Consider the following 20,561-nt stretch of genomic DNA (forward strand, 5'->3'; position numbering starts at 1 on the left):
GGGGGAGAGGATGCCAGGACTGCTGTTCCACCAGCTCACCGTCGTCACCTGCCCGCACGCCGGGCCGCTCACGGTGACCGTGCCGGGGCAGGTCAGGGTGCGGGTCAGCGGCCAGACCGTTGCCACCGCCGACGTCGTCAGCGCGTTCACCGTCTGCCCGCTGCTGATCGCGCCGTGCACGACCGTCGTGTGGGCGAACTTCTCCACGCGGGTCAAGGCATCGGGCAAGCCGGTGGTGCTCTACGAGGCGGCCCTGGGGCCGGGCAACGGCATGACCAACGGCGTGCCGCCGGCACCGCCGACAGTGATGGCGATCCAGTCGCGGGTACGGGGGCTCTGATGACCAACATCGACTTTCCGCTGCATTTCGACCACCGCGGCCGGACCGCGCGGGTCGACCACGCCGGGCACGTCCGCGACATGATCGAGCAGCTGCTGTTCACCGCGCCGGGCGAGCGGGTGAACCGACCCGATTTCGGTTGCGGGCTCATGGAACTGGTCTTCTCGCCGAACAGCCCGGAGCTGGCCGCGGTGCTGGAGGCGACCGCGCACGCCGCGCTGCTGCAACACCTCGGCGACCTGATCGTGGTGGAGTCCTTCACGGTCAAGGCCGAGGACGCGACGTTGAGCGTGCGGCTGGTGTACCGGCTCCTCGCGACCGGCGAGCGCCGCACCGAAGTGTTCGAGAGGGGTTACCGATGACTGCTGGGATCGCTCGCCGGTTGAAACTCCGTACCAGTGGCCGCAACGGTGTGGACGCCGTCGACGTCAGCGCGGACCAGCGGTCGTTGACCGTGCTGCTGTTCGGTGAGACGCCCGAGGACCTGTGCGCGGAGAACTTCCGCGTTCTCGGCGGCAGGCGGGTCACCGACATCCAGGTCACCGCGATGTCCTCGCTGGGTACGGAAGAGCCGGACCTGGAGGACCGCATCAGGTTGACCGTGGACCGGCCCGGCGACTTCTCCACCTACACGCTCGTCGTCGTGGACGCGGCGACCGGCGGGCCGCACCCGTGCTTCGACCCGCGTTACGCGCGGATCGACTTCAGTTTCAAGCAGAACTGCCCGACCGGCCTGGACTGCAAGCCGGAGCCGCCGGGCCCGCCCGCTGAACGGCCGACGCCCACGATCGACTACCTGGCCAAGGACTACGCGAGCTTCCGGCAGCTGATGCTGGACCGGCTCAGCCTCACCATTCCACAGTGGACAGAGCGGCACGTCCCCGACGTCGGCGTGACACTGGTGGAGTTGCTCGCCTACGTCGGTGATCAGCTCAGCTACCGGCAGGACGCCGTGGCCACCGAGGCGTACCTGGGCACCGCGCGCGAGCGGATCTCCGTGCGCAGGCACGTGCGGCTGATGGACTACCCGATGCACGACGGCTGTGCGTCGCGGACACCGGTCCACGTCGCGGTGACCGGCAAGGTGGAGCTGCGGCGCGAGGACTACCGGTTCATCGCGCTCGACCCGGACGTGCTGTACGGGCGGCACGCGCTGCGCGAACGGGACCTGGTCGCGAACAAGATCCCGCAGGACTCCTACGAGGTCTACCGGCCGTTGGTGGACGGCGATCTCGTGCTTCGCGAGGCGCACAACAGGATTCCACTGTGGACGTGGGGTGGTGAGGTTCGCGTCATCGCCAGGGGAAGCACGTCGGCGACGCTGAAGGACGACTGGGCGGACGAGAAGTGCGAGCGGCGCCTGCTCTCCCTGGAGCCCGGCGATCTCCTTCTGCTGGAGGAGGTCCTCGGCCCGAACACCGGGAAGGAGGCCGACGCCGATCCGGCCAAGCGCCAGGTCGTCCGGCTCACCTCCGTCGAACCGTCGGTCGACCCGCTCTACTGCGACCAGCCGCTGCTGGAGGTCACGTGGGCCGCCGAGGACGCGTTGACCTTCCCGTTGTGCCTGTCCAGCAGGGGGCCCGACTGCTGTCCCGTCGAGGACGTCAGCCTCGCCCGCGGCAACGTCGTTCTCGCCGAGCACGGCCGCCCGATCACCTGGTGCGACGGCGAGGCCGAGGAGATCTGCGTTCCGGAGCGCCCGACCGAGACGGTGTGCCCGCCGCGCGACGGCTTCGGCTGCGACGACCAGCCGGTCGAGGTCCCGGCGTACCCGCCGATCGGTACTCCGTTCCGTGTGGCACTGAAGCGCTCTCCGGTGACGCAGCGGGCGGCCTTCGGCGACCACGAGAAGATCGCCGAGCAGCAGGCGGACATCCTCCTGCGCATCCCCGAGCAGGTGCGCGAGCGCGTCCGCGCGCTGTGGGCCGCCGTGCGGGACGGGCATCGCCCCACCAAGGAGGAGATCGCCGAACTGACCCTGGTCTTCGGGCCGAAACCGGTGCGGCGCATCCGCAAGGACCCGCTGTCCACCATGGTCAGACTGCTGTCGGACTTCGACGAGCTGCTGCACGCCAAGCTCCGCCGGGTGCGGATGCTCGCCCGCCGGGCTCGCTGCGGTGTCGTGCTCGACGACGGCGCGGTCGCGGAGATCGAGCAGTCCTGGAACGACGACTTGGGGCATCAGCTTCACCCTGACAGAGCGTTGTTCCTCGGCCCAGCAGGTACCGCGCTCCGGCCGGACGCGCGGACGGCGCTGCCGGACGTGGTGCTGACCGACGGCTGTGACACGTGGACGCCGAGGCGCGACCTGCTCGGCAGCGGTCCGTACGACAAGCACTTCGTCGGCGAACTGGACGACGACGGCACGCTGTGGCTGCGCTTCGGCGACGGCGTGCACGGGGCCCAGCCGGAACCCGGTTCCACGCTTGTGGCGCACTACTGGGTCGGCAACGGCATCGCGGGAAACATCGGCCGCGAGTCGATCACCCGCGTGGTCTGCCGCGACACCGACGCCGGTGGCATCCGCAAGGTGCGCAACCCGGTGCCCGCGCGCGGCGGCACCGACCCCGAGCCGCTGTGGCAGGTCCGCGACCGGGCCCCGGTGGAACCGCGTCTCAGGTTGCTGCGCGCGATCGTCCCTGAGGACTACGCGGCGCTCGCCGGTCAGGTTCCCGGAGTGCAGCGCGCCGCCGCGAGCCTGCGGTGGACCGGTAGTTGGTACGAGGCCCAGGTGGGACTCGATCCCTTCTCCGAAGATCTGCTTGCAGGATCGAGCGTTGGCGCGACTGCGGAACCGTCTGAAGCGCTGATCGACGCGGTGCGCGATCACCTCCGGCGGTACCGGCGGATCGGCCACGATCTGCTCGTGGGACCGGCGAAGCTCGTGCCGCTGGACATCGAGCTGGAGATCTGCGTGCACGCCAACCACATCGCCTCGCACGTCCAGGAGGCCGTGGTGCTGGCGATGCGCGCGTTCTTCCACCCGGACCGGCTGACCTTCGGAACGCCGATCCGCGCCAGCGCGCTCATCGCGGCCGCCGCGGCGGTTCCCGGGGTGCGGGGCGCGTGGCTCACCAGGTTCCAGCGGCAGTTCGAGCCGCCCGGCCGCGAGCTGGAGAACGGCCTGCTGCCGTTGGGTGACCTTGAGGTCGCGCAGCTCGACAACGATCTTTCCCGGCCGGAGAACGGCGTGCTCAAGGTGAACGTCGGGGGTGGACGATGAGTGCCAGAACAGGGTGCACCTGTGGTTGCGCGGGGGTGAGCGTCCGCACGCCGCAGCGCGTGCACCACCGGCCGGGACTCGGTGCCTTGCGGTACCGGGTCGGCGCACACGGCACGTTCCTGGACACGATGCTTGCCAGGCTGGCGAGTCGTCGCGAGCTGGACGGGCTGACCGAGCGCGGCACCGATGACTTCTCCATCGCGTTGCTGGACGCGTGGGCGGTGCTCGGCGACGTGCTCACCTTCTACACCGAGCGCGTCGCGAACGAGGGCTACCTGCGCACCGCGACCGAGCAGTGGTCGGTCGACCAGCTCGGCCGCCTCGTCGGGCACCGGCCGAGGCCTGCCGTCGGCGCGAGCGTCTTCCTGTCCTACAACCTCGATCCCGGCCAGGACACCGTCATCCCCGCCGGATCGCGGGCGAACAGCGTCCCCGAGGCCGGCGGCTCCCCGCAGGCGTTCGAGACCTCGGAGGACATCCGCGCGAAGACCGCGTGGAACGACCTCGGCGTCCGCAAGTACTACCCGTTCGACGTCCCGCCCGGCAAAGCGACGACGCTGCGCAAGATCCTCGTCAAGGGGGTCACCGCCAACCTTTCCGGCGGCGACCGCCTGCTCTTCGACTACGGCTTCGCCGCGACCGCGCCGGACCGCGTCGTCGTGAGGTCCAGCGAGGTCGACGCGGAGCAGGGGCACACCGTCGTCGAACTGGAGGGCGGCAGCGTCGGCGCGGAACTCGTGCCGTCGCAGGAGCGTTTGGTCGCGGCGATGACCGTCGCGCTCGCGCCCACCACCGCGCGGACGACCTTCAGCGACCAGGTCAACACGCAGGTGGTCCTCAAGCTCCAAGCGGAGTTGGCGAGCAGTGCCGAGGTGGGCAAGTTCGACAGGCTCGTGCGCTACCTCTTCGAGACGGAGGAGGCGGCCGCGCTCGCCGAGGGCAACGCGCTGGCGGACCCCGTCTGGACCAGTGCGGCGGCCGGGATCGCCACGAACCTCCGTGAGTTCCTCGTGCTGCGGGCGGCCCTGCTGGGTGTGCGCCCGCCGGGTGAGCCCCCGGTCGGCTGCGAGTGCGGTGGCGGCGGAGCCAAGCTGCTTGACGACGGCTCGGACGAGTGCACGTGCGAGCCGTTGCCGGACAACGATCCCACCGCCGTCGTCGCCCTCGCCCGGTTGCTCTCCCCCTTGACGAAGGAGCCGTCGCGTCCGCCCGCGGGCTCGTCGAACCTGGACCGGAAGGTGGAGGACGCCTTCGCGCCCGGCTCCGACGTCGGACCGCAGTTGATCGCCGCCGCGCAACCGCGACTCCGGCCGACGCTCTACAAGGCTTGGCGCGGTTTGGAACTCGCCGATCCGCCGAAGCTCAGCACGCTGTACGTGTTGCGGCAGAACGGCACCGTGTTCGGCGCGAACCTCGTGCCCAAGACACCGCCGTCGGGTGGTGGTGGCGTTCACCTCGCAGCGGAGGAAACGGCGAAGTACGCGCCCGAAGGGGCCGACAAACTCAACGAGCTGGCACTCTCCGGCCCGTACGAGGGGATCGCGCCCGGCAGCTGGATCCTGGTCGAGAAGCCGCGCGGCGACAACCCTTCGAGGAACGACGCGTTCTTCAAGGTGACGGGCGTCGAACAGAAGCTCGTCTCGCTCACTGTCAACGGCCAGCGCGCGTCCGCGACGGTCACCGTGCTCACCCTCGACAAGGACTGGCGGGCCCCGGCCGATGACCTCGCCAAGGTCGCGCGGTACTCGGTGCGCTTCAAGGCCGACGCGCTGACCCCGCTCGGCGACCCGGTGACGGCCGACGTCAAGGGGAAGCGGATCGAGCTGGCCGAGCTGCACTCCGACCTGCGCAGCGGTCGCTACCTGATCGTCTCCGGCGAGCGCTCCGACCTGCCGCGCCGGATGCGCGGGGTGCGCGCCAGCGAGCTGGTGATGATCGGCGGCGTCCAGCAGTCGGCGAACACCCAGCCGGGCAGCACCAAACCGACCCCGGGCAGCAAACCGCTGACCACGCTGGTGCTGGCGGAGCCGCTGGCGTACTCCTACCACCGCGACACGGTTCGCTTGCACGGCAACGTGGTCGAGGCGACGCAGGGGGAGAGCCGCCTCGAAGTGCTCGGCAGTGGTGACGCGAGCCAGGCCAACCAGAGCTTCCCCGTGCGCGGCACGCCGATCACCTGGCTGCCCTCGGACACCCCGCTCGGCGCGACGAGCACGCTGCGGGTCAGCGTCGGCGGAGTTCGTTGGCACGAGGCCGAAGCGGTGAGCCTGCTCGGCCCAGAGGAGCGCGCACACCTGACCAGGGTGGCTGATGGCGGCGCCACGACGGTGGCCTTCGGTGACGGCGTGCACGGCTCCCGGCTGCCGACGGGGGCCGAGAACGTGCAAGCCCGCTACCGCGCGGGTGCGGGCAACGGCGGCAACGTGGACGCGGAGACGATCACTCAGCCGGTCAGCAGGCCGCTCGGGGTCGCGGGTGTCACCAACCCGATCGCGGCCTCCGGTGGTGGCGACGGCGACGGTCCGGCGGACGCGCGCCGCGTCACTCCACTGAGGACGATCGCGTTGGACCGCCTGGTCTCCGTCGCCGACTACGAGAGCTTCACCAAGGCGCGCGCGGGAATCGGCAAGGCCAGCGTTCGTGAGCTCTCCGACGGCCAGCGCGATGTCGTGCACGTGACGATCGCCGGGATCAAGGACGCGCCGATCGACCCCGCTTCACGGCTGCACCGGTCGCTGGTGGCTTCGTTGAGCCACTTCGGCCAGCTGGGGCTACCGGTCACGGTGGACAATCGCGACCTGGTCGTGCTCGTGCTCAGCGCCGGGGTGAAGGTGCACCCGGACCACGAGTGGGAGCAGGTGGAACCGCGTGTTCGGCAGAACCTGTTGAGCCACTTCGACTTCACCGCGCGGGAGCTGGCGGAGCCGGTGTACCAGAGCGAAATCGTCTCGGTCATCCAGGGCACCGAGGGCGTCGACCACGTCGATGTGGACGTCTTCGACGGGGTCCCGGGACGGCTCACCCCGCAGCAGATCGTGGACCTGGCCCAGCGGTTGAAGGAGCCGAGGGTGGTCGTCCCGGCGCGCCCCGCGCGCCTGCTGGACACGGTGCACGTGGTGACGGCAAGGGAGACGTTGACCTCGGTCGCCCAGCAGTACGGCTTGGACCTGGCCGAGCTGGTCGAGCTGAACCCGGGGCTGATCTCGATCGAGCTGACCGCCGGGCAGAAGCTCGTTGTCGCACAAGGACTTTCCCCGGCGGAGCTGGTGGTGTTCAACCCGGCGGTCCGGGACACGCTGATCCTGCGGAGGCTGTGATGAGCAGGCTGTACGAACTGCTACCGGCGGTGCACCGGAGCAAGGACGAGGAACTCGGGTTCCCGCTGCGGGAACTGCTCGGCGTCATCGAGGAGCAGGCGCGGCTGATCGGGGCGGACCTCGACCAGCTCTACGACAACTGGTTCATCGAGACCTGCCAGGACTGGATCGCGCCCTACATCGGCGATCTGGTCGGTTACCGGCCGCTCGAAGGCCCGGGTGAGGAGGGGCCGCCCGGGTTGATCTCCGCGCTCGCCCCGCGACGGGACATCGCGAACACGATCGCCAACCGCCGCCGCAAGGGAAGCCTCGCGCTCCTCGAACAACTCGCGCTCGACGTGGCCGCCTGGCCCGCCCGCGCGGTCGAGTTCTACCGACTGCTGAGCCAAACCCAGCCCGTGCGGCTGTACGGCACCGATGCCGGGATGAACGCGGTGCGCCGCCGCCGGGGCCGCCTGGCGGACCTGCGCGACGGTGACGCGCTCGACCGGCTCTCCGGCGGGAGAACGCTGCACGCCGGGCTGTCCGGTCCGTTCGACGAGCTGAGCCACACCGTCGAGGTGTCGCGGTCGTCCTCGCGGCGTCGGCAGGGGCGCACGAACATCCCCAACGTCGGCGTGTTCCTGTGGCGGCTGCGCCCGTACTCCGTCACAGACGCTCCGGCGAACTGTGAGGAGCGCAAGAGCGCCACCTACACGTTCTCCATTCTGGGCAACGAAATCCCCCTGATGACCAAGCCTGTGCCCGAACCACCTGTTCTGCACATCGCCGCCGAGGACAACGTGCCGACGTTCATCCGCAGGCGCGCGTTCGAAGAGCGCACAGCGGACTACTACGGCGAGGGCAAGAGCCTGTGCATCTGGCGTGGAGATCAGGAAGACCCGGTGCCGTTGAGCGCGATCGTGCCCGCGAACCTCAGCGGCGACGGCTACCGGCCGAAGCCGGGACAGGTGGCCGTCGATCCCGAGCTCGGCCGGTTCGTCTTCGGCGGGCGCCCACCGGACTCCGGGGTGTGGGTGACATACCACCACGGCTTCTCGGCGGACATCGGCGGGGGTGAGTACCACCGGGAACTCAGTACCGGTGACGCGGAGGTCTACTCCGTCGGCGGTGACGGGGGTCATCGGCGGATCATGGACGCGGTCGTCAGGTGGTACCGCGAACGCGAGGAGCACCCGCACGCGATCATCGAGATCTGCGACAACGGTGCCTACCAGGAGCAGATCGATCTCGACGTGCGTCCCGGCGAACGGCTCGTCCTCCGCGCCGCACAGGGGAAGCGGCCGGTTCTGCGGCTGCTCGACTGGTACAGCAACCGGCCCGACGCGCTGCGGATCAGCGGACCCGAGTGCCCGCCGGAGGACGCGGACTGCTGTGCCAAGCCCGAGGTCGTGCTCGACGGGCTCGTGATCACCGGGCGCAGCGTGTGCGTGAGCGGATGGCTGGGCAGGGTCCAGATCCGGCACTGCACGCTGGTGCCGGGCTGGTCGCTGGACCAGCGCTGTGAACCCGCGTTCGAAGAGGAACCCAGTCTCGAACTCGTGGACACGACCGCGTGCACGCAGATCGAGCACAGCGTCCTCGGCACGATCCGGGTGAACCAGAACGAGGTCAGCACCGAGCCGCTGCCGATCTTCCTGTCCGACAGCGTGCTCGACGCGACCGCCACGCACCTGGACGCGCTCACCGCGCCGCAGGACTGCCACGCGCACGCCGTGTTCAGCGCGGCACGGTCCACTGTGGTCGGTCGGATACGAACGCACCAGATCGGCTTGGTGGACAACAGCGTTCTGCTCGGCGAAGTGTGCGTCGCGCGCAGGATGGACGGCTGCATCCGGTTCAGCTGGGTGGAGCCGGGCTCGCGCACACCACGACGGCACGAGTGCCAGCCGGAGACGACAGAGTCCGTCGGGAGACTGCGTCCGCGTTTCACCAGCCTGCGCTACGGCCAACCGGGGTACGCGCAGCTGGCGCTCGACTGCTCCGAGGAGGTCCGGCGAGGCGCCGACGACGGCTCCGAGATGGGCGCGTTCCACGACCTGTTCCAGCCGCAGCGCGAGGACAACCTGCGCGCCCGGATCGACGAGTTCACACCGGCCGGCTGCGACGCCGGACTCTTCTTCGTTTCCTAGGGGGACCTCCGATGCACGGCGACTTCTCTCGGTCGACCTTCGACCGCAGCAAGCACCACTCCGGGGTGCTGGCCCAGCAGGGCCGGGTCAACCTCGACGCTGACCTCAACGAGCAGGCCGCGATCCAGCAGCACCTGCTGCGCATGGTCGTCGCGGACGTGGTCGGGCAGCACGGCGGCCCGGCGGCGAGCCTCGGCTTCGAGGTCAAGCTGCCGACGCAACCCGTGTCACGCAACGACTTCACCATCACCAAGGGGCGGTACTACGTCGACGGCTCGCCCGCCGAGAACGACGAGGACACGACGTTCTGGACCCAGCCGGAGCGCTACCTCGACCGGGTGGCCGACGCCGAGGAACTGCCCTCCGACAAGGCTTTCCTGGTCTACCTGAAGGTCTGGGACCGGATGGTGAGCTCCGTGCAGGACCCCGCTCTGCGCGAGGTCGCGCTCGGCGACCTCGCCCCGGACACCTCCGTGCGCGGCAAGGTGAGCTGGCAGGTGATCGCGACGCCACAGCTGCCCGGCGGCACGAAGTTCGACGAGATCACCGCGGACGTGCGCGCGAAGGTGCTGGCGGAGTGGGAGGCTTGGCGCAAGCGCGACGAGCAGCTCTACCGACGCCTCAAGGTCAGCGCGAAAACCCCTAACGACGCCAAGGAAAACCCGTGCAGCGCCGCGCCCGACGCGCGCTACCGCGGCCTGGAGAACCAGCTGTACCGGGTGGAGATCCACCGGGGCGGCGAGGTCGGCAACACCGACGCGCTCGCGAACCAGCCGACCTTCACCTGGTCTCGGGACAACGGTTCCGTCGTGTTCCCGGTGGCCGCCGTGTCCGGGGAGAAGGTCCGGCTCGCCTCGGCCGGCCGCGACCACAAGCTCGACCTCGACGTCGGTGACTGGGTCGAGTTCGTCGACGACGCCTACGCGGTGCGCGGGCGGTCCGAGTCGCTGCTCCAGGTCGAGTCGATCGACGCGGAACGCCAGTGGATCACGCTCAGCGGCCCGCCCCGCGCGACCCGGCGCACCCTGCACCCGTTCCTGCGGCGGTGGGACCAGCGCCCCGAGGAGAAGCCGAAGGACGGCTCCTCCGGGCCCTACCGGGCCGACGACAACGCGATCACCCTGGTCGAGGGCGAGTGGATCGAGCTGGAGGACGGCATCCGGATCATGTTCGAGCCCGACGGCAGCTACACCACCGGGGACCACTGGCTGATCCCCGCGCGCACTCTGCTCGGCGACGTGCAGTGGCCCCAAGACCCTTCCGGGCCCGCGTACGTGCCCGCGCACGGCGTGACCTACCACTACGCACCGCTGGCGTTCGTGCCGATGACCGGCGCTCAGCTGGACTACCGCAAGCAGTTCGCGGGCCGGGCCGAGGACGTCACCCCGGCGGCTCCCGTCGCCGAGCCCGCCGAGCCTGCCGAGCCCGCCAAGCGCTCCCGGAAGCCCGCCTGAGGTGTCCGGCGACCGCGAACACGTGACGAGGGCGCCGCAGATCGTCCACGACGTTCTGCGGACGCCGGGCCTTCCGCTGGAGGACACGGCCCGCCAGGTGATGGAAGCGCGCCTGGGCAAGGACTTCAGCCAGGTCCGCGTGCACACCGACCAGCAGGCCGCCGACTCCGCCGGAGCCGTGGGAGCGAACGCCTACACCGTGGGCGACCACATCGCGTTCGCTCCCGGCCAGTACCGCCCCGGCTCCGCAGCGGGCGATCGCCTGCTGGCGCACGAACTGACGCACGTGGTCCAGCACCGCGGCGCCCTCCCACCGTCCGACCTGGAGATCGGCGCCGAACACCACGGCACCGAGTACCAAGCCGACGCGGTGTCGCGTGGAACCGAGTGCGGTCACATCGCCGCCCACCGGCCGGTCGTGGCCCGCCAGGTCGCGTCCACGTGGGGCTCGGCCTACGGCGGCAAGGAACCGGGCAACTACCAGGCGGTCAAGAAGGGCATCGACCCGCTGACCCCGTCCAGCCAACCGGTCGCTGGCCGCAAGTACACGGGGACACGAGTGGGCGTGGTCGTGGCGCCGGCCGCGGCCGTCCGGTCGAAGCCGGGCGCCGAAGGCAAGCACAAGTTCCTCCTGCCGCCCGGGCGGAAGGTGCTCGTCGGACCGGCGGAGAACGGGTTCCTGCAGCTGCGCGCCCTTCCCGATCTCAAGAAGGCGAAGGGCTGGATCGAGGAGAGCGCCGTGGACGTCCAGGGGCTCCCGCCGGTGACCGAGCGCGAGCTCACCCTGATCGATCCGAAATGGAAGGAGAAGGCGGTCGGCAACGCGCCGAAGTCGATGGGCGAGGCCGACGTCACCGCCAAGGTCCTCAGCTACCTCGACAAGATGAACGAGGCGTTCGACCTGCTCCAGATCGACGTGATCGAGACGAGGGCGGTGTTCGTCGCCAACGCGCTGGTCGAGTCCTGGGCGCTCAGCAGGTTCACCGAGGCCCAGTCGCGGCCCCAGGCCTTCGCGGACGACCCCACCAAGCTCGGCACCGACCGGGCGTTCTTCGAGCTCCAGTACCCGAAGAGCAGGCCGGTGCGGAAGGAGATCAATCCGACCGAGGAGACGGACCCGAAGAAGAACAGGTGGGACTTCCGAGGCCGCGGGGCCGTCCAGGTCACCGGCCGGGGCAACTACCTCCAGACGATCGCCGTCCTCGACCGCGCGGCCGAGCAGTACCGCGCCGAGGGCGACACCGCGGCGGCGGACCGCTGCCAGGCCGCGGTCGACGCGATCAAGGCGGACCCGAGGGAGGCGGCCAGGCCCGAGCACGCCTTCCTGTTCTCGGCCGCCTTCTTCAAGGCCAAGCACGGTGATCGCACGGGCAAGGACTACTCCTTCATGGGCACCGTGCAGCCCGAGAAGGTCCAGAAGGACGCCTTCCTAGAACGCGCGCTGAAGGTGTTCGGAGACACCGCCGACTGGATCTAGCGCGCGTCGAGCTCGGTCGCGGTGTCGCCGAAGACGAACGGGCTCCTCTCGCACTCCGCGATGAAGTCGGCGGGGAACCCGCGCTCGAACTCCACCGCCGAGTCCAGCCGTCGCATCGCCTCGTCGGGCAGCGCGATGCTGACGGCGGTCTCGGTGATCTGCTCGGCGTTGCGGGCTCCGACGAGCGGCAACACCGACGGCGACTTCCGCCTCAGCCACGCGAGTGCCACTTGGGACGGTGTCGCGTTGATCTCCGCCGCGACCGAGCGGACCGCGTCGAGCGCGGCGTGCTCGCGGGTGGAGAGCTTCGCGGGGTCGACTCGGCGGGCCGCCGCGCCGGAGAGCAGACCCGAGGCGAGCGGACTCCATGCCGTCACGCTGAGACCGAGTACCTCGGCCATGGGCAGCAGTTCCCGTTCGGCGTCGCGCCGCACCAGGTTGTAGGGGATCTGCAGGCCGGAGAACGGCGTCCAGTCCCGCCACTCCGCGAGCGTGTTCGCGCGGCTCACCACCCACGCGGGCGCGTCGGAGATACCGACGTAGAGGATCTTGCCCGCGCGGACCTCGTCGTCCAGCGCGCGCATCGTCTCTTCCAGCGGCGTGTGCCGATCCCAGATGTGCACCCAGTACACGTCGATGTGGTCCGTGCGCAGGCGTCGCAGGCTCCGCTCCAGGGACAGCCGCAGGTTCTTGCGGTGGTTGCCCGCGCCGTTCGGGTCGGCCGCGTCGCGCGACAACGTGTACTTCGTGCCAATGACGAAGCGGTCGCGCCGCTCGATCGCCGCGCCGAGCAGGCTCTCGCTCTCCCCGTAGGCCGAAGCCGTGTCGAGGAAGTTGCCGCCCGCGTCGGCGAACGCGGCGATCGTCTCCCGCGCCCGGTCGAGGTCGTCGAAGGTCATCGTGCCGAGCACGAGTTCGGACACGCGCAGGCCGGTCCGGCCGAACAGTCGGTAACGCATGCCGACAGCCTGCGTCCCCGCACGCCGCCCAGGGAGGCCCTCTCAGGGACCCCCACTCCCCGAATGACTCCTTCAGGTACCTCAACTCCCTGAATGAGTCATTCAGGGATCTCTGTTATTGGATGAGCCGGCCGCCGCGTCGCTCCACGAAAACGTTGAGGCGAACCAGCGCGAGGCCGGGACTTTCGCTCGTCATCGCCTGCGGGGACCGCGCAGGCCGCGTCCGCGTGGATAGCGTCGCCGAGCAAGTGATCAGCGAATGCGATGGGGGAGCACCGATGCGGAGAGCACTGGCGATCGGCCTGGCGCTGGCGTTCGTCGTCGGCGGGAACGCGGCCGCGCACGCGGCGGTCGCGGGCTACGAGACCTGCCCGGCGGGCAAGGTCTGCGTCTACGAGCGCTGGCACGGAACGGGACCGCGCTGGGACGTTCCTGGCTGCGGGTGGTGGGAGCTGCCGAGCTGGATCAGGAACGAGGTGTCGTCCGTGCGCACGCACGGCAACGCCATGAGCCTGCTCGACGTCGCCAACGGCGAGATCGTCGGCAGGGTCCGCGCGCACACCGCGACCAACCTCGCGTCCTGGGAGAACGAGCGCGCCGACAAGGTCCACGTCGAGTGCTGATCCCCTCACACGGGGGAACGCGGCGAACCTAGACTCGGCGCGTGCCGGACAACGCGCTGGGAACGTTCCTGAGGGCCAGGCGGGAGGCGACCGCGCCCGAGGACCCCGAGCCAGGGCCGCGCCGCACCCCGGGGTTGCGCCGCTCGGAGCTGGCCGCGGCGGCCAACATCAGCGTGGAGTACCTGACCCGCCTGGAGCGCGGCAGCGACCGCAGGCCCTCCGCCCAGGTCCTCGGAGCCCTCGCGGACGTGTTGAGCCTCGGACCGGACGAGCGCGTGCACCTGCACCGCCTCGCCAAGATCGCCGACGGCTCGTTCTGTTGCCAAGCCGCCGAGCCCGAGCCGTTGCGGCCGACGGTGCGCGCGCTGCTCGACCAACTGGACCTGGCCTTCGTCGCGGCGGCGCACGGCGATCTGCTGGCGTGGAGCGACGGCTTCGGTGAGCTGGCGAGCGCGGTCGGCCTCCTCCGAGAGAAGAACCTCGCGCGGTTCGTCTTCACCGATCCCCGAGCGCGCGCGTGCTTCCCGGACTGGGACCGCGTCGCCGACGGGCAGGCAGCCGCCCTGCGCGCGGCAGCGGATCTCGGGGACCTCCACGCCGCGGCCCTCGCCGAAGAGCTGTCGATCACGGCGGGCGCGGAGTTCAGCCGCCGCCACGCCGACGCGGGCGCGCTCCCGGAGCTGACGGGTGTCGAGCGGTGGTACCACCCGGAACGCGGAGAACTCCGCATGGCTTACGAGAACCTGGTACTGCCCGGTACCGAGGACCAGCGCTTGGTGGCCTACGTGAACCTAGGCGAACGCCCCGTGGGCGAGATCACTTCCCCGCCGGGGCACCGCGACTCGGTACCCAGGCCCACCATGACCTAAAGTTCTCCGGCGGCGCGGCCTACGAGGCCCCCCGAGTGACTGGAGATCAACAAGCGGAATGTCCGAGAGCCTTGCCACCGCGGTAGCTGCGGAGAAGACGAACGACCCCAGTGCCCGCATCAGGCGTTTCCTGGACACCCACCGCCCGTCGACCCCTTGCCTGGTCCTCGATCTCGACGTGGTCGAGCACAACTACCGGACGCTGCGAGACGCGCTCCCGGACGCGCGGATCTTCTACGCCGTCAAGGCGAACCCGCACCCCGAGGTCGTCCGCCTGCTCGTCGAGCTCGGCGCGTGCTTCGACGTCGCCAGCACCGGCGAGATCGACCTGTGCCTGGCCCAGGGAGCGGCGCCGGAGGCGATCTCCTACGGCAACACCATCAAGAAGGCAGCCGACATCGCGTACGCGTTCGAACGCGGTGTCCGGCTCTTCGTGCTGGACAGCGCCCAGGACGTGCGGCACCTCGCCGAGCACGCGCCCGGTGCCTCGGTGTTCTGCCGCGTGCTGGTGGAGGCCGACGGCGCGCGCACGCCCTTCGGCAAGAAGTTCGGCTGCGCCCCGGACATGGCGGTCGAGCTGCTGCGCGAGGCGGGGGAGCGCGGGCTCGACGTGCGCGGGATCTCCTTCCACGTCGGCTCGCAGCACGTCGACCCCGCCGCGTGGGAGCTGGGCATCACCCGCGCCGCGCAGATCGCCGGGGCCGGAGTTCCAGTTGGGCTGGTGAACCTCGGCGGCGGTTTCCCGTCGGTCTACACCGAAGCGGTGCCCGCGCTCGCCGAGTACGCGGCGGTGATCGAACGCGCGCTGGACCGCCACTTCCCGGGAGCCCGCCCCGAACTGATCATCGAGCCGGGCCGCGCCCTCGTCGGCGACGCCGGGATGATCCGCTCCGAGGTCGTCCTGGTCTCCAGGAAGTCGGTCGAGGACACCCACCGCTGGGTCTACCTCGACATCGGCCGCTACAACGGCATGGCGGAGTGCGAGGGCGAGGCGATCGCCTACGAACTGCGTACCGAACGGGACGGCGGACCTGATGGGCCCGTGGTCATCGCGGGGCCGACCTGCGACGGCGACGACGTGCTCTACCAGCGCACCGCATATCGCTTGCCGCTCGCGCTCGTCGCGGGCGACCATGTCGACATCCCGTGCACCGGCGCCTACACGGCGAGCTATTCCTCGGTGTCCTTCAACGGTTTTCCGCCCCTGACGACGCATGTCATCGGGGCGAAGCAGAGCTAGCTCCAGCCGGAGTCCGCTGGGAGATTTCAGGGAGGTTGAGTAGGTGTCCACTGTCTCAGGACCGGTGCAGACACAGGTCCCCGTCGTGGGTCTGTTCACCGGGCAGCACGTCCTCGCAGAGTTCGCGGGGATCGACGCGTCGCTGCTCGACGACGAGCTCTTCCTGCGCCGAACCCTGGAGCACGTGCTGGACCAGGCCGGCGCGACCGTGTGCGAGGTCTCCTCGAAGCAGTTCGAGCCGCAGGGCGTGACCGTGCTGGCGCTGCTGTCGGAGTCGCACGCCTCCATCCACACCTACCCCGAGATCGGGGCGCTGTTCGTGGACGTGTTCACCTGCGGCGACCGGGCCCGGCCCGAGCTCGCCGTCCGCCTGCTCGCCGAGGCCCTCGGCGCGGCGACCGTTCAGACCAAGACCATTCACCGCGGTTGGGAGACGAGTTGAGCACCATCACCGACGAGGGCCGTTGGATCACCGAGCCGCTTGCCGAGGGCATGGTCCGGCAGTGGCGCATGGACGACGTCATCTGGGAGGGCGACACCGCCTTCCAGCACGTCGTCATCGGCAAGACCTCCCAGGGCGTGTCGCTGTTCTGCGACAACGACCGGCAGAGCACCGAGTTCAGCCAGCTGACCTACCACGAGGCGCTGATGGTCCCCGGCCTGCTGCTGGCGGACAAGATCGAGCGCGTGCTCGTCGTCGGCTCCAGCGAGGGCGTCGTGTGCCACATGGCGGTCGCGGCGGGCGCCACCCGCGTGGACCACGTGGACATCGACGAGGAGTGCGTGCGCGCGTGTGCCCGCCACCTGCCCTACGGCTACACGCCGGAGCAGGTCGACGCGGCGGTCGCCGGTGACGGGCCGATCAAGCTGCACCTCACCGACGGCTGGCAGTTCCTGGTCGACGCGGTCGCGACTGGCGAGAAGTACGACATCGTCTTGGTCGACCTCCCGGACGAGCGCGAGGAGTTCGCCCAGCACAACCGCCTCTACGAGTCGGAGTTCCTGCGCATGGCGCGCTCCGTGCTCGCCCCGGGCGGCGTGGTGATCTGCCAGGCGGGCTGCCAGACGATGTGGCGCAACTCCACGCTGATCCGCTCCTGGCAGCGCTTCGGCGAGGTCTTCGACACCGTCGCCTACTACGGCTCCGACGAGCACGAGTGGGCCTACCTGTTCGGCCGCGCCGACGCCGTCGCGGACCCGACCGAGAAGATGATCTCCGCGCTGCCGTCCTGCGGCTACCGCCCGGAGACCGTCGACGCGGACGCACTGCGCGGCAACACCGTGCCGCCGTTGCTGGTCCGCACCGCCTAGGCAGGTTTCGGGTCCCCCCGCACACTCAAAGCTTCGATGCGGGGGGACCTCACACCGCGTACGCCGATCGGCGTAGCGCCGTTTACTGTAGGAGCCATGTCCTCAGCGGTCGCGTCCTCGTCGGCGCAGCCTGGCAACACCCGTGACCTGCGACTTCCAGGCTGGCTCCGTGCGGTGGCACCGCTGGTGCTGCTGGTGGCGCTCGCCGCCTACGCGGTCACCGCCGCGCTCTGGCCCGGCCACCTGATCATGATCGACGTGCAGGTGTACGCGGTGGGCGGCGACTTCGTGCTCAGCGGGCGCCCGCTGTACGAGAAGCCGGTGCTGCACGCGCTGGAGTTCACCTACACGCCGTTCGCGGCGCTGGTGTTCACCCCGCTGGCGTTCCTGCCGCTGTGGCTGCTCAAGGCCCTGTCGCTGCTGGCGAACCTGGCGCTGCTGTTCAGTGCGATCTGGATCGCCTTCCGCAGGCTCGGCTACACCGCCAACCGGAACCTGGTGTTCCTCGGCGTGCTGCTGACCGGCCCGCTGTTCTGGCTGGAGGCGGTGCGCACCACCTTCTGGCTCGGTCAGATCAACCTCCTGCTCATGGTCATCCTGCTGGTGGATCTGACCAGCAGGGCCGGAAACCGTTGGCAGGGCGTGGGTGTGGGTATCGCGGCGGGCATCAAGCTCACGCCCGCGATCTTCATCGTCTACCTCCTGATCACCGGCCGCTTCCGCGCGGCAGGCGTGGCCACCGCGACCTTCCTCGGCACCATCGGCCTCGGTTTCCTGCTCATCCCCTCCGACGCGCTGAAGTACTGGACCGGCACGTTCTTCACCTCCGGCCGGGTCGGGCCGACGATCTGGCCGAGCAACCAGTCGCTGCGCGGCATGATCGCCCGCTTCTTCGGGACCAACGAGCCGCCCGCGCTGCCGTGGCTGCTCGTGGCCGGAGTGTGCGGCGTCGTCGGCCTCGGCCTCGCCGCGCTGGTTGCCAAGCGCGGCAACGAACTCCTCGGCGCCACGCTGTGCGGGCTGACCGGCACGATGGTCTCGCCGTTCTCGTGGTGCCACCACTGGGTGTGGTTCGTGCCGCTGTCGGTGTACCTGTGCGTGCTCGGGCTGCGGTACCGGGACAAGCTCGCGTGGGGCGTGCTCGCCGCCGTGTACCTGCTCGGTTTCTCGTGGTTCGGCAAGGCGTTGAAGCCCGGCGAGGCCGGCCCGCCCGACACCGGGCTGTTCCTCCTCGATGCTCCGGCGTGGTTGGAACCGTTGACCCGCAACGCTTATCTGCTGGCCTTCGTGATCGTGGTGGCCTTCGTTGCTACCCGTCGAGCAGGGCAGGGGCAAGCTCCCGGAGCTGTTCCCGCACCGAGCTGAACCCGCCCAGCGCCTGGATCGCGACGTGGCTCGCACCCGCGTCCAGGTGCTCGTTGACCCGTGCGCGGATCGCGTCGGCGTCACCCCATGCGACGACGGCGTCCACGAGCCGGTCACTGCCCGCACCGTCCACATCGGACTCGTCGAAACCGAGCCACAGCAACGCGTTCACGTAGTTCGGCATCGACAGGTACACCGCGGTGTGCTCGCGCGCGATCGCCCTGGCGCGCACCGGGTCGGTCTCCAGCACGACCGCCTGCTCAGCCGCGAGGATCGGCGTGGCACCCAGGATCGCCCGCGCCCGCTCCGAGTGCGACGGCGGCATGAAGTACGAGTGCGCGCCGTCGGTGCGGTCGCGTGAGAGCTCCAACATCTTGGGGCGCAAGGCGGCCAGCACACGGGTCGTCGGCTTCTCGGGTGCGGCGGCTGTGATCTCGGTGGCCTCCATCGCGTCGAGGTAGGCGCGCATCGTGGCCACTGGCTTGCCGTAGCCGTGGCCGCGCTCGGCGACCTCGGCCAGGTGGCTGATGCCGAGCCCGTGCAGGAAGCGCCCGGGGAACGCCTCCGTGAGCGTGTCACCGCCCGCGCGCATCGCCGTGGCATCGCGCGCCCAGATGTTGGAGATGCCCGTGGCCACCGCGATCCGTTGCGTGGCACCGAGAAGCATCGACGCGTTGCTCAGCGACTCCTTGCCCGTGACCGCCTCGCCGAACCAGAGCGCGCCGTAGCCCAGCTCCTCGGCCTCGGTCGCCAACGTCCTGGCGTCCTTCGCCGATCCCCACACGAAGACCGTCGACCAGATCCCCACTCGTCCCAGCACTGCGTCCTCCAAATAATGACTGATCGGTCATGAATTGTGGCAAAAAAAAGACGGCCGGTCACCGCAGCGCGCGCATCGAGGCCTCGGCCGCCTCGGTGAGCTGGCGCGGGTCCGAAGCGACGCGACCGAGCTGCCACAGCCCCTCGATCACCGTCCCCACGAAGCGCGCGAACGCCCTCGGCGGGCTCGCACTGGTCTGCCCCTGCGCGCGGGCCAGCTCCAGCACCTCGGTCAGCCGGTCCTCGCGCCAACGGTGGTGCCCGGCGATGATCCCCGCGACCTGCTCGTCGCCCGGGAGCATCTCCAGTGTCGTGTTGGCCAGCAGGCAACCACGGCACTCGCCCATGCGCTCCGCGGCCTTCGCCGCCTGCCGGAGCAGGACCGCGTGGATGCCGTCCAGGGGGGTCGGCGCGCCCGACAGGTCCGCTTCGAGCGTCTCAGCGGCGAGCCGGGCGTGCCTGCGCAGCGCCGAGAGGAACAGTCGGTGCTTGTCGCCGAACGCGCCGTAGAGGCTCCCGCGGTGCAGGCCGGTCGCCGTGGTCAGGTCGGTCAGCGAGGTCGCGTGGTAGCCGCGCAGCAGGAACGCGTCACCGGCGGCGTCGAGCACCGCGTCCTCGTCGAACTCGCGAGGACGACCGGGACCCGTTCGCACCGCCGTCATGCCGAGGAGTTTATGACTGCCCGGTCATTATTTGCAAGGCGGGGTCTGGAGGGCCACCGAGCTGCCCTCCGGTGGCCCTCCAGGATGGAGCCGCCCCTGCGTGGTCAGAGTTTGGCCTTCACCGCCGCGCGCAGCTGTGCGAGCTTGGCGTAGAACTGGTTGCCCGGGCAGGCCGTCGCGAAGTGGTCGCGGTGCCCGCTGATGTTGCTCGGCGAGATCCCGTACTGGTAGCAGACGTACGCGCACAGGTTGACCAGCGCGTTCCACTGCGCGGTCGTCGGGACGGCGCTGGTGTAGGTGCCCTCGTTCTCGATGCCGATGGAGTTCTCGTTGAAGCCGGGGCAGTGCGCTGCCTTGATCATCTGCTTGCGGCCCTTGAGCGTGGACAGGCTGCCCTTGCGGCCCTCCATCACGAAGCCGCCCCTGCTGATCGTGAAGTGCTGGCCGGTGTCCGCCCAGCCCTGGCCCATGTGCCCGGCCTGGCAGTTGCGCGCCACCTGGAAGGCGTGCGCCTGCGTGTAGGTCGTGCTGTTCGGGTTCGCCATGTGGTGCACCAGGATGCGGTTCGGCTTGTTGTTCAGCGTGGTGATGCCGCTGACCGCCCGCGCACCCCACTCCGCGCAGCTGTAGATGCGCGGGGCAGCGGGCGCGGCCGACGCCGAGCCCGGCGTGATCAGCTGGCCGGCGACGGCGAGCGCTCCGACTCCGGCGGCGGTGCGGAAAAGGGAACGGCGGTCGAGCGAGGGAGTGCCTTCCATCGGGAACCTCCG

17 protein-coding genes are annotated in these 20,561 nt (G+C 70.1%); 13 read left to right on the forward strand and 4 right to left on the reverse strand.

Going from position 1 to position 20,561, the window contains the following annotated elements; all coding sequences use genetic code 11:
- Positions 1 to 10: 10 nt before the first annotated feature.
- The 7 genes from ABD798_RS14620 to ABD798_RS14650 are packed head-to-tail and all read left to right on the forward strand — an operon-like array spanning position 11 to position 11,943.
- Positions 11 to 340, forward strand: a complete 330-nt coding sequence (locus ABD798_RS14620) for a hypothetical protein (RefSeq protein WP_344874874.1) — start codon at positions 11 to 13, stop codon at positions 338 to 340.
- Positions 340 to 702 (forward strand): GPW/gp25 family protein, encoded by a 363-nt coding sequence (locus tag ABD798_RS14625; protein WP_344874875.1) that lies wholly within the window; start codon positions 340 to 342, stop codon positions 700 to 702. Before ABD798_RS14620 ends, ABD798_RS14625 begins: the two co-directional genes overlap by 1 nt.
- Positions 699 to 3,563, forward strand: a complete 2,865-nt coding sequence (locus ABD798_RS14630) for a putative baseplate assembly protein (RefSeq protein ID WP_344874878.1) — start codon at positions 699 to 701, stop codon at positions 3,561 to 3,563. Before ABD798_RS14625 ends, ABD798_RS14630 begins: the two co-directional genes overlap by 4 nt.
- A 35-nt stretch (positions 3,564 to 3,598) precedes the next feature.
- Positions 3,599 to 6,880 carry a putative baseplate assembly protein gene (locus ABD798_RS14635; protein WP_344874880.1) on the forward strand — a complete coding sequence of 1,094 codons (3,282 nt, stop codon included), beginning with the start codon at positions 3,599 to 3,601 and terminating at the stop codon, positions 6,878 to 6,880.
- Positions 6,880 to 9,012, forward strand: coding sequence for a hypothetical protein (locus tag ABD798_RS14640; RefSeq protein WP_344874882.1), 2,133 nt, complete (start codon positions 6,880 to 6,882; stop codon positions 9,010 to 9,012). Before ABD798_RS14635 ends, ABD798_RS14640 begins: the two co-directional genes overlap by 1 nt.
- A gap of 11 nt (positions 9,013 to 9,023) precedes the next feature.
- On the forward strand, positions 9,024 to 10,466 hold the full coding sequence (locus ABD798_RS14645) for a DUF6519 domain-containing protein (RefSeq protein WP_344874884.1): 1,443 nt from the start codon (positions 9,024 to 9,026) through the stop codon (positions 10,464 to 10,466).
- A 22-nt stretch (positions 10,467 to 10,488) separates the two neighbouring features.
- The gene (locus ABD798_RS14650; protein WP_344874886.1) at positions 10,489 to 11,943 is read left to right on the forward strand and encodes an eCIS core domain-containing protein; all 1,455 of its coding nucleotides are present in this window, start codon (positions 10,489 to 10,491) and stop codon (positions 11,941 to 11,943) included.
- Here ABD798_RS14650 and ABD798_RS14655 read toward each other — a convergent pair.
- Entirely contained in the window at positions 11,940 to 12,902 is a 963-nt protein-coding gene (locus ABD798_RS14655; protein WP_344874888.1) for an aldo/keto reductase, read from the reverse strand. The genes ABD798_RS14650 and ABD798_RS14655 overlap by 4 nt on opposite strands.
- 278 nt (positions 12,903 to 13,180) lie before the next feature.
- Here ABD798_RS14655 and ABD798_RS14660 point away from each other — a divergent pair, with 278 nt between their 5' ends.
- The 6 genes from ABD798_RS14660 to ABD798_RS14685 all read left to right on the forward strand — a co-directional run bounded on the left by ABD798_RS14660 (position 13,181) and on the right by ABD798_RS14685 (position 18,310).
- Positions 13,181 to 13,525: a peptidase inhibitor family I36 protein gene (locus ABD798_RS14660; protein ID WP_344874890.1), complete on the forward strand. Its 345-nt coding sequence runs from the start codon at positions 13,181 to 13,183 to the stop codon at positions 13,523 to 13,525.
- 41 nt (positions 13,526 to 13,566) lie between these two features.
- Positions 13,567 to 14,394, forward strand: coding sequence for a helix-turn-helix domain-containing protein (locus tag ABD798_RS14665; protein ID WP_344874892.1), 828 nt, complete (start codon positions 13,567 to 13,569; stop codon positions 14,392 to 14,394).
- Between the two features lie 58 nt (positions 14,395 to 14,452).
- The gene (locus tag ABD798_RS14670) at positions 14,453 to 15,634 is read left to right on the forward strand and encodes a type III PLP-dependent enzyme (protein WP_344874894.1); all 1,182 of its coding nucleotides are present in this window, start codon (positions 14,453 to 14,455) and stop codon (positions 15,632 to 15,634) included.
- A gap of 64 nt (positions 15,635 to 15,698) precedes the next feature.
- Entirely contained in the window at positions 15,699 to 16,076 is a 378-nt protein-coding gene (speD, locus tag ABD798_RS14675; protein WP_344874999.1) for an adenosylmethionine decarboxylase, read from the forward strand.
- A gap of 50 nt (positions 16,077 to 16,126) precedes the next feature.
- Positions 16,127 to 16,945, forward strand: coding sequence for a spermidine synthase (locus tag ABD798_RS14680; RefSeq protein WP_344875001.1), 819 nt, complete (start codon positions 16,127 to 16,129; stop codon positions 16,943 to 16,945).
- A 96-nt stretch (positions 16,946 to 17,041) separates the two neighbouring features.
- Positions 17,042 to 18,310 (forward strand): glycosyltransferase 87 family protein, encoded by a 1,269-nt coding sequence (locus ABD798_RS14685; protein WP_344874896.1) that lies wholly within the window; start codon positions 17,042 to 17,044, stop codon positions 18,308 to 18,310.
- On the opposite strand, the gene ABD798_RS14690 is transcribed toward ABD798_RS14685, so the two are convergent.
- The 3 genes from ABD798_RS14690 to ABD798_RS14700 all read right to left on the reverse strand — a co-directional run bounded on the left by ABD798_RS14690 (position 18,255) and on the right by ABD798_RS14700 (position 20,549).
- Positions 18,255 to 19,130: a TIGR03620 family F420-dependent LLM class oxidoreductase gene (locus ABD798_RS14690; RefSeq protein WP_344874898.1), complete on the reverse strand. Its 876-nt coding sequence runs from the start codon at positions 19,128 to 19,130 to the stop codon at positions 18,255 to 18,257. The genes ABD798_RS14685 and ABD798_RS14690 overlap by 56 nt on opposite strands.
- A 58-nt stretch (positions 19,131 to 19,188) precedes the next feature.
- Positions 19,189 to 19,791, reverse strand: coding sequence for a TetR/AcrR family transcriptional regulator (locus tag ABD798_RS14695; protein WP_344874900.1), 603 nt, complete (start codon positions 19,789 to 19,791; stop codon positions 19,189 to 19,191).
- A gap of 104 nt (positions 19,792 to 19,895) precedes the next feature.
- Positions 19,896 to 20,549 carry a peptidoglycan recognition protein family protein gene (locus tag ABD798_RS14700; protein WP_344874902.1) on the reverse strand — a complete coding sequence of 218 codons (654 nt, stop codon included), beginning with the start codon at positions 20,547 to 20,549 and terminating at the stop codon, positions 19,896 to 19,898.
- Positions 20,550 to 20,561 lie beyond the last annotated feature (12 nt).

The organism is Allokutzneria multivorans (genome assembly GCF_039537405.1).
Classification (GTDB): Bacteria; Actinomycetota; Actinomycetes; order Mycobacteriales; family Pseudonocardiaceae; genus Allokutzneria; species Allokutzneria multivorans.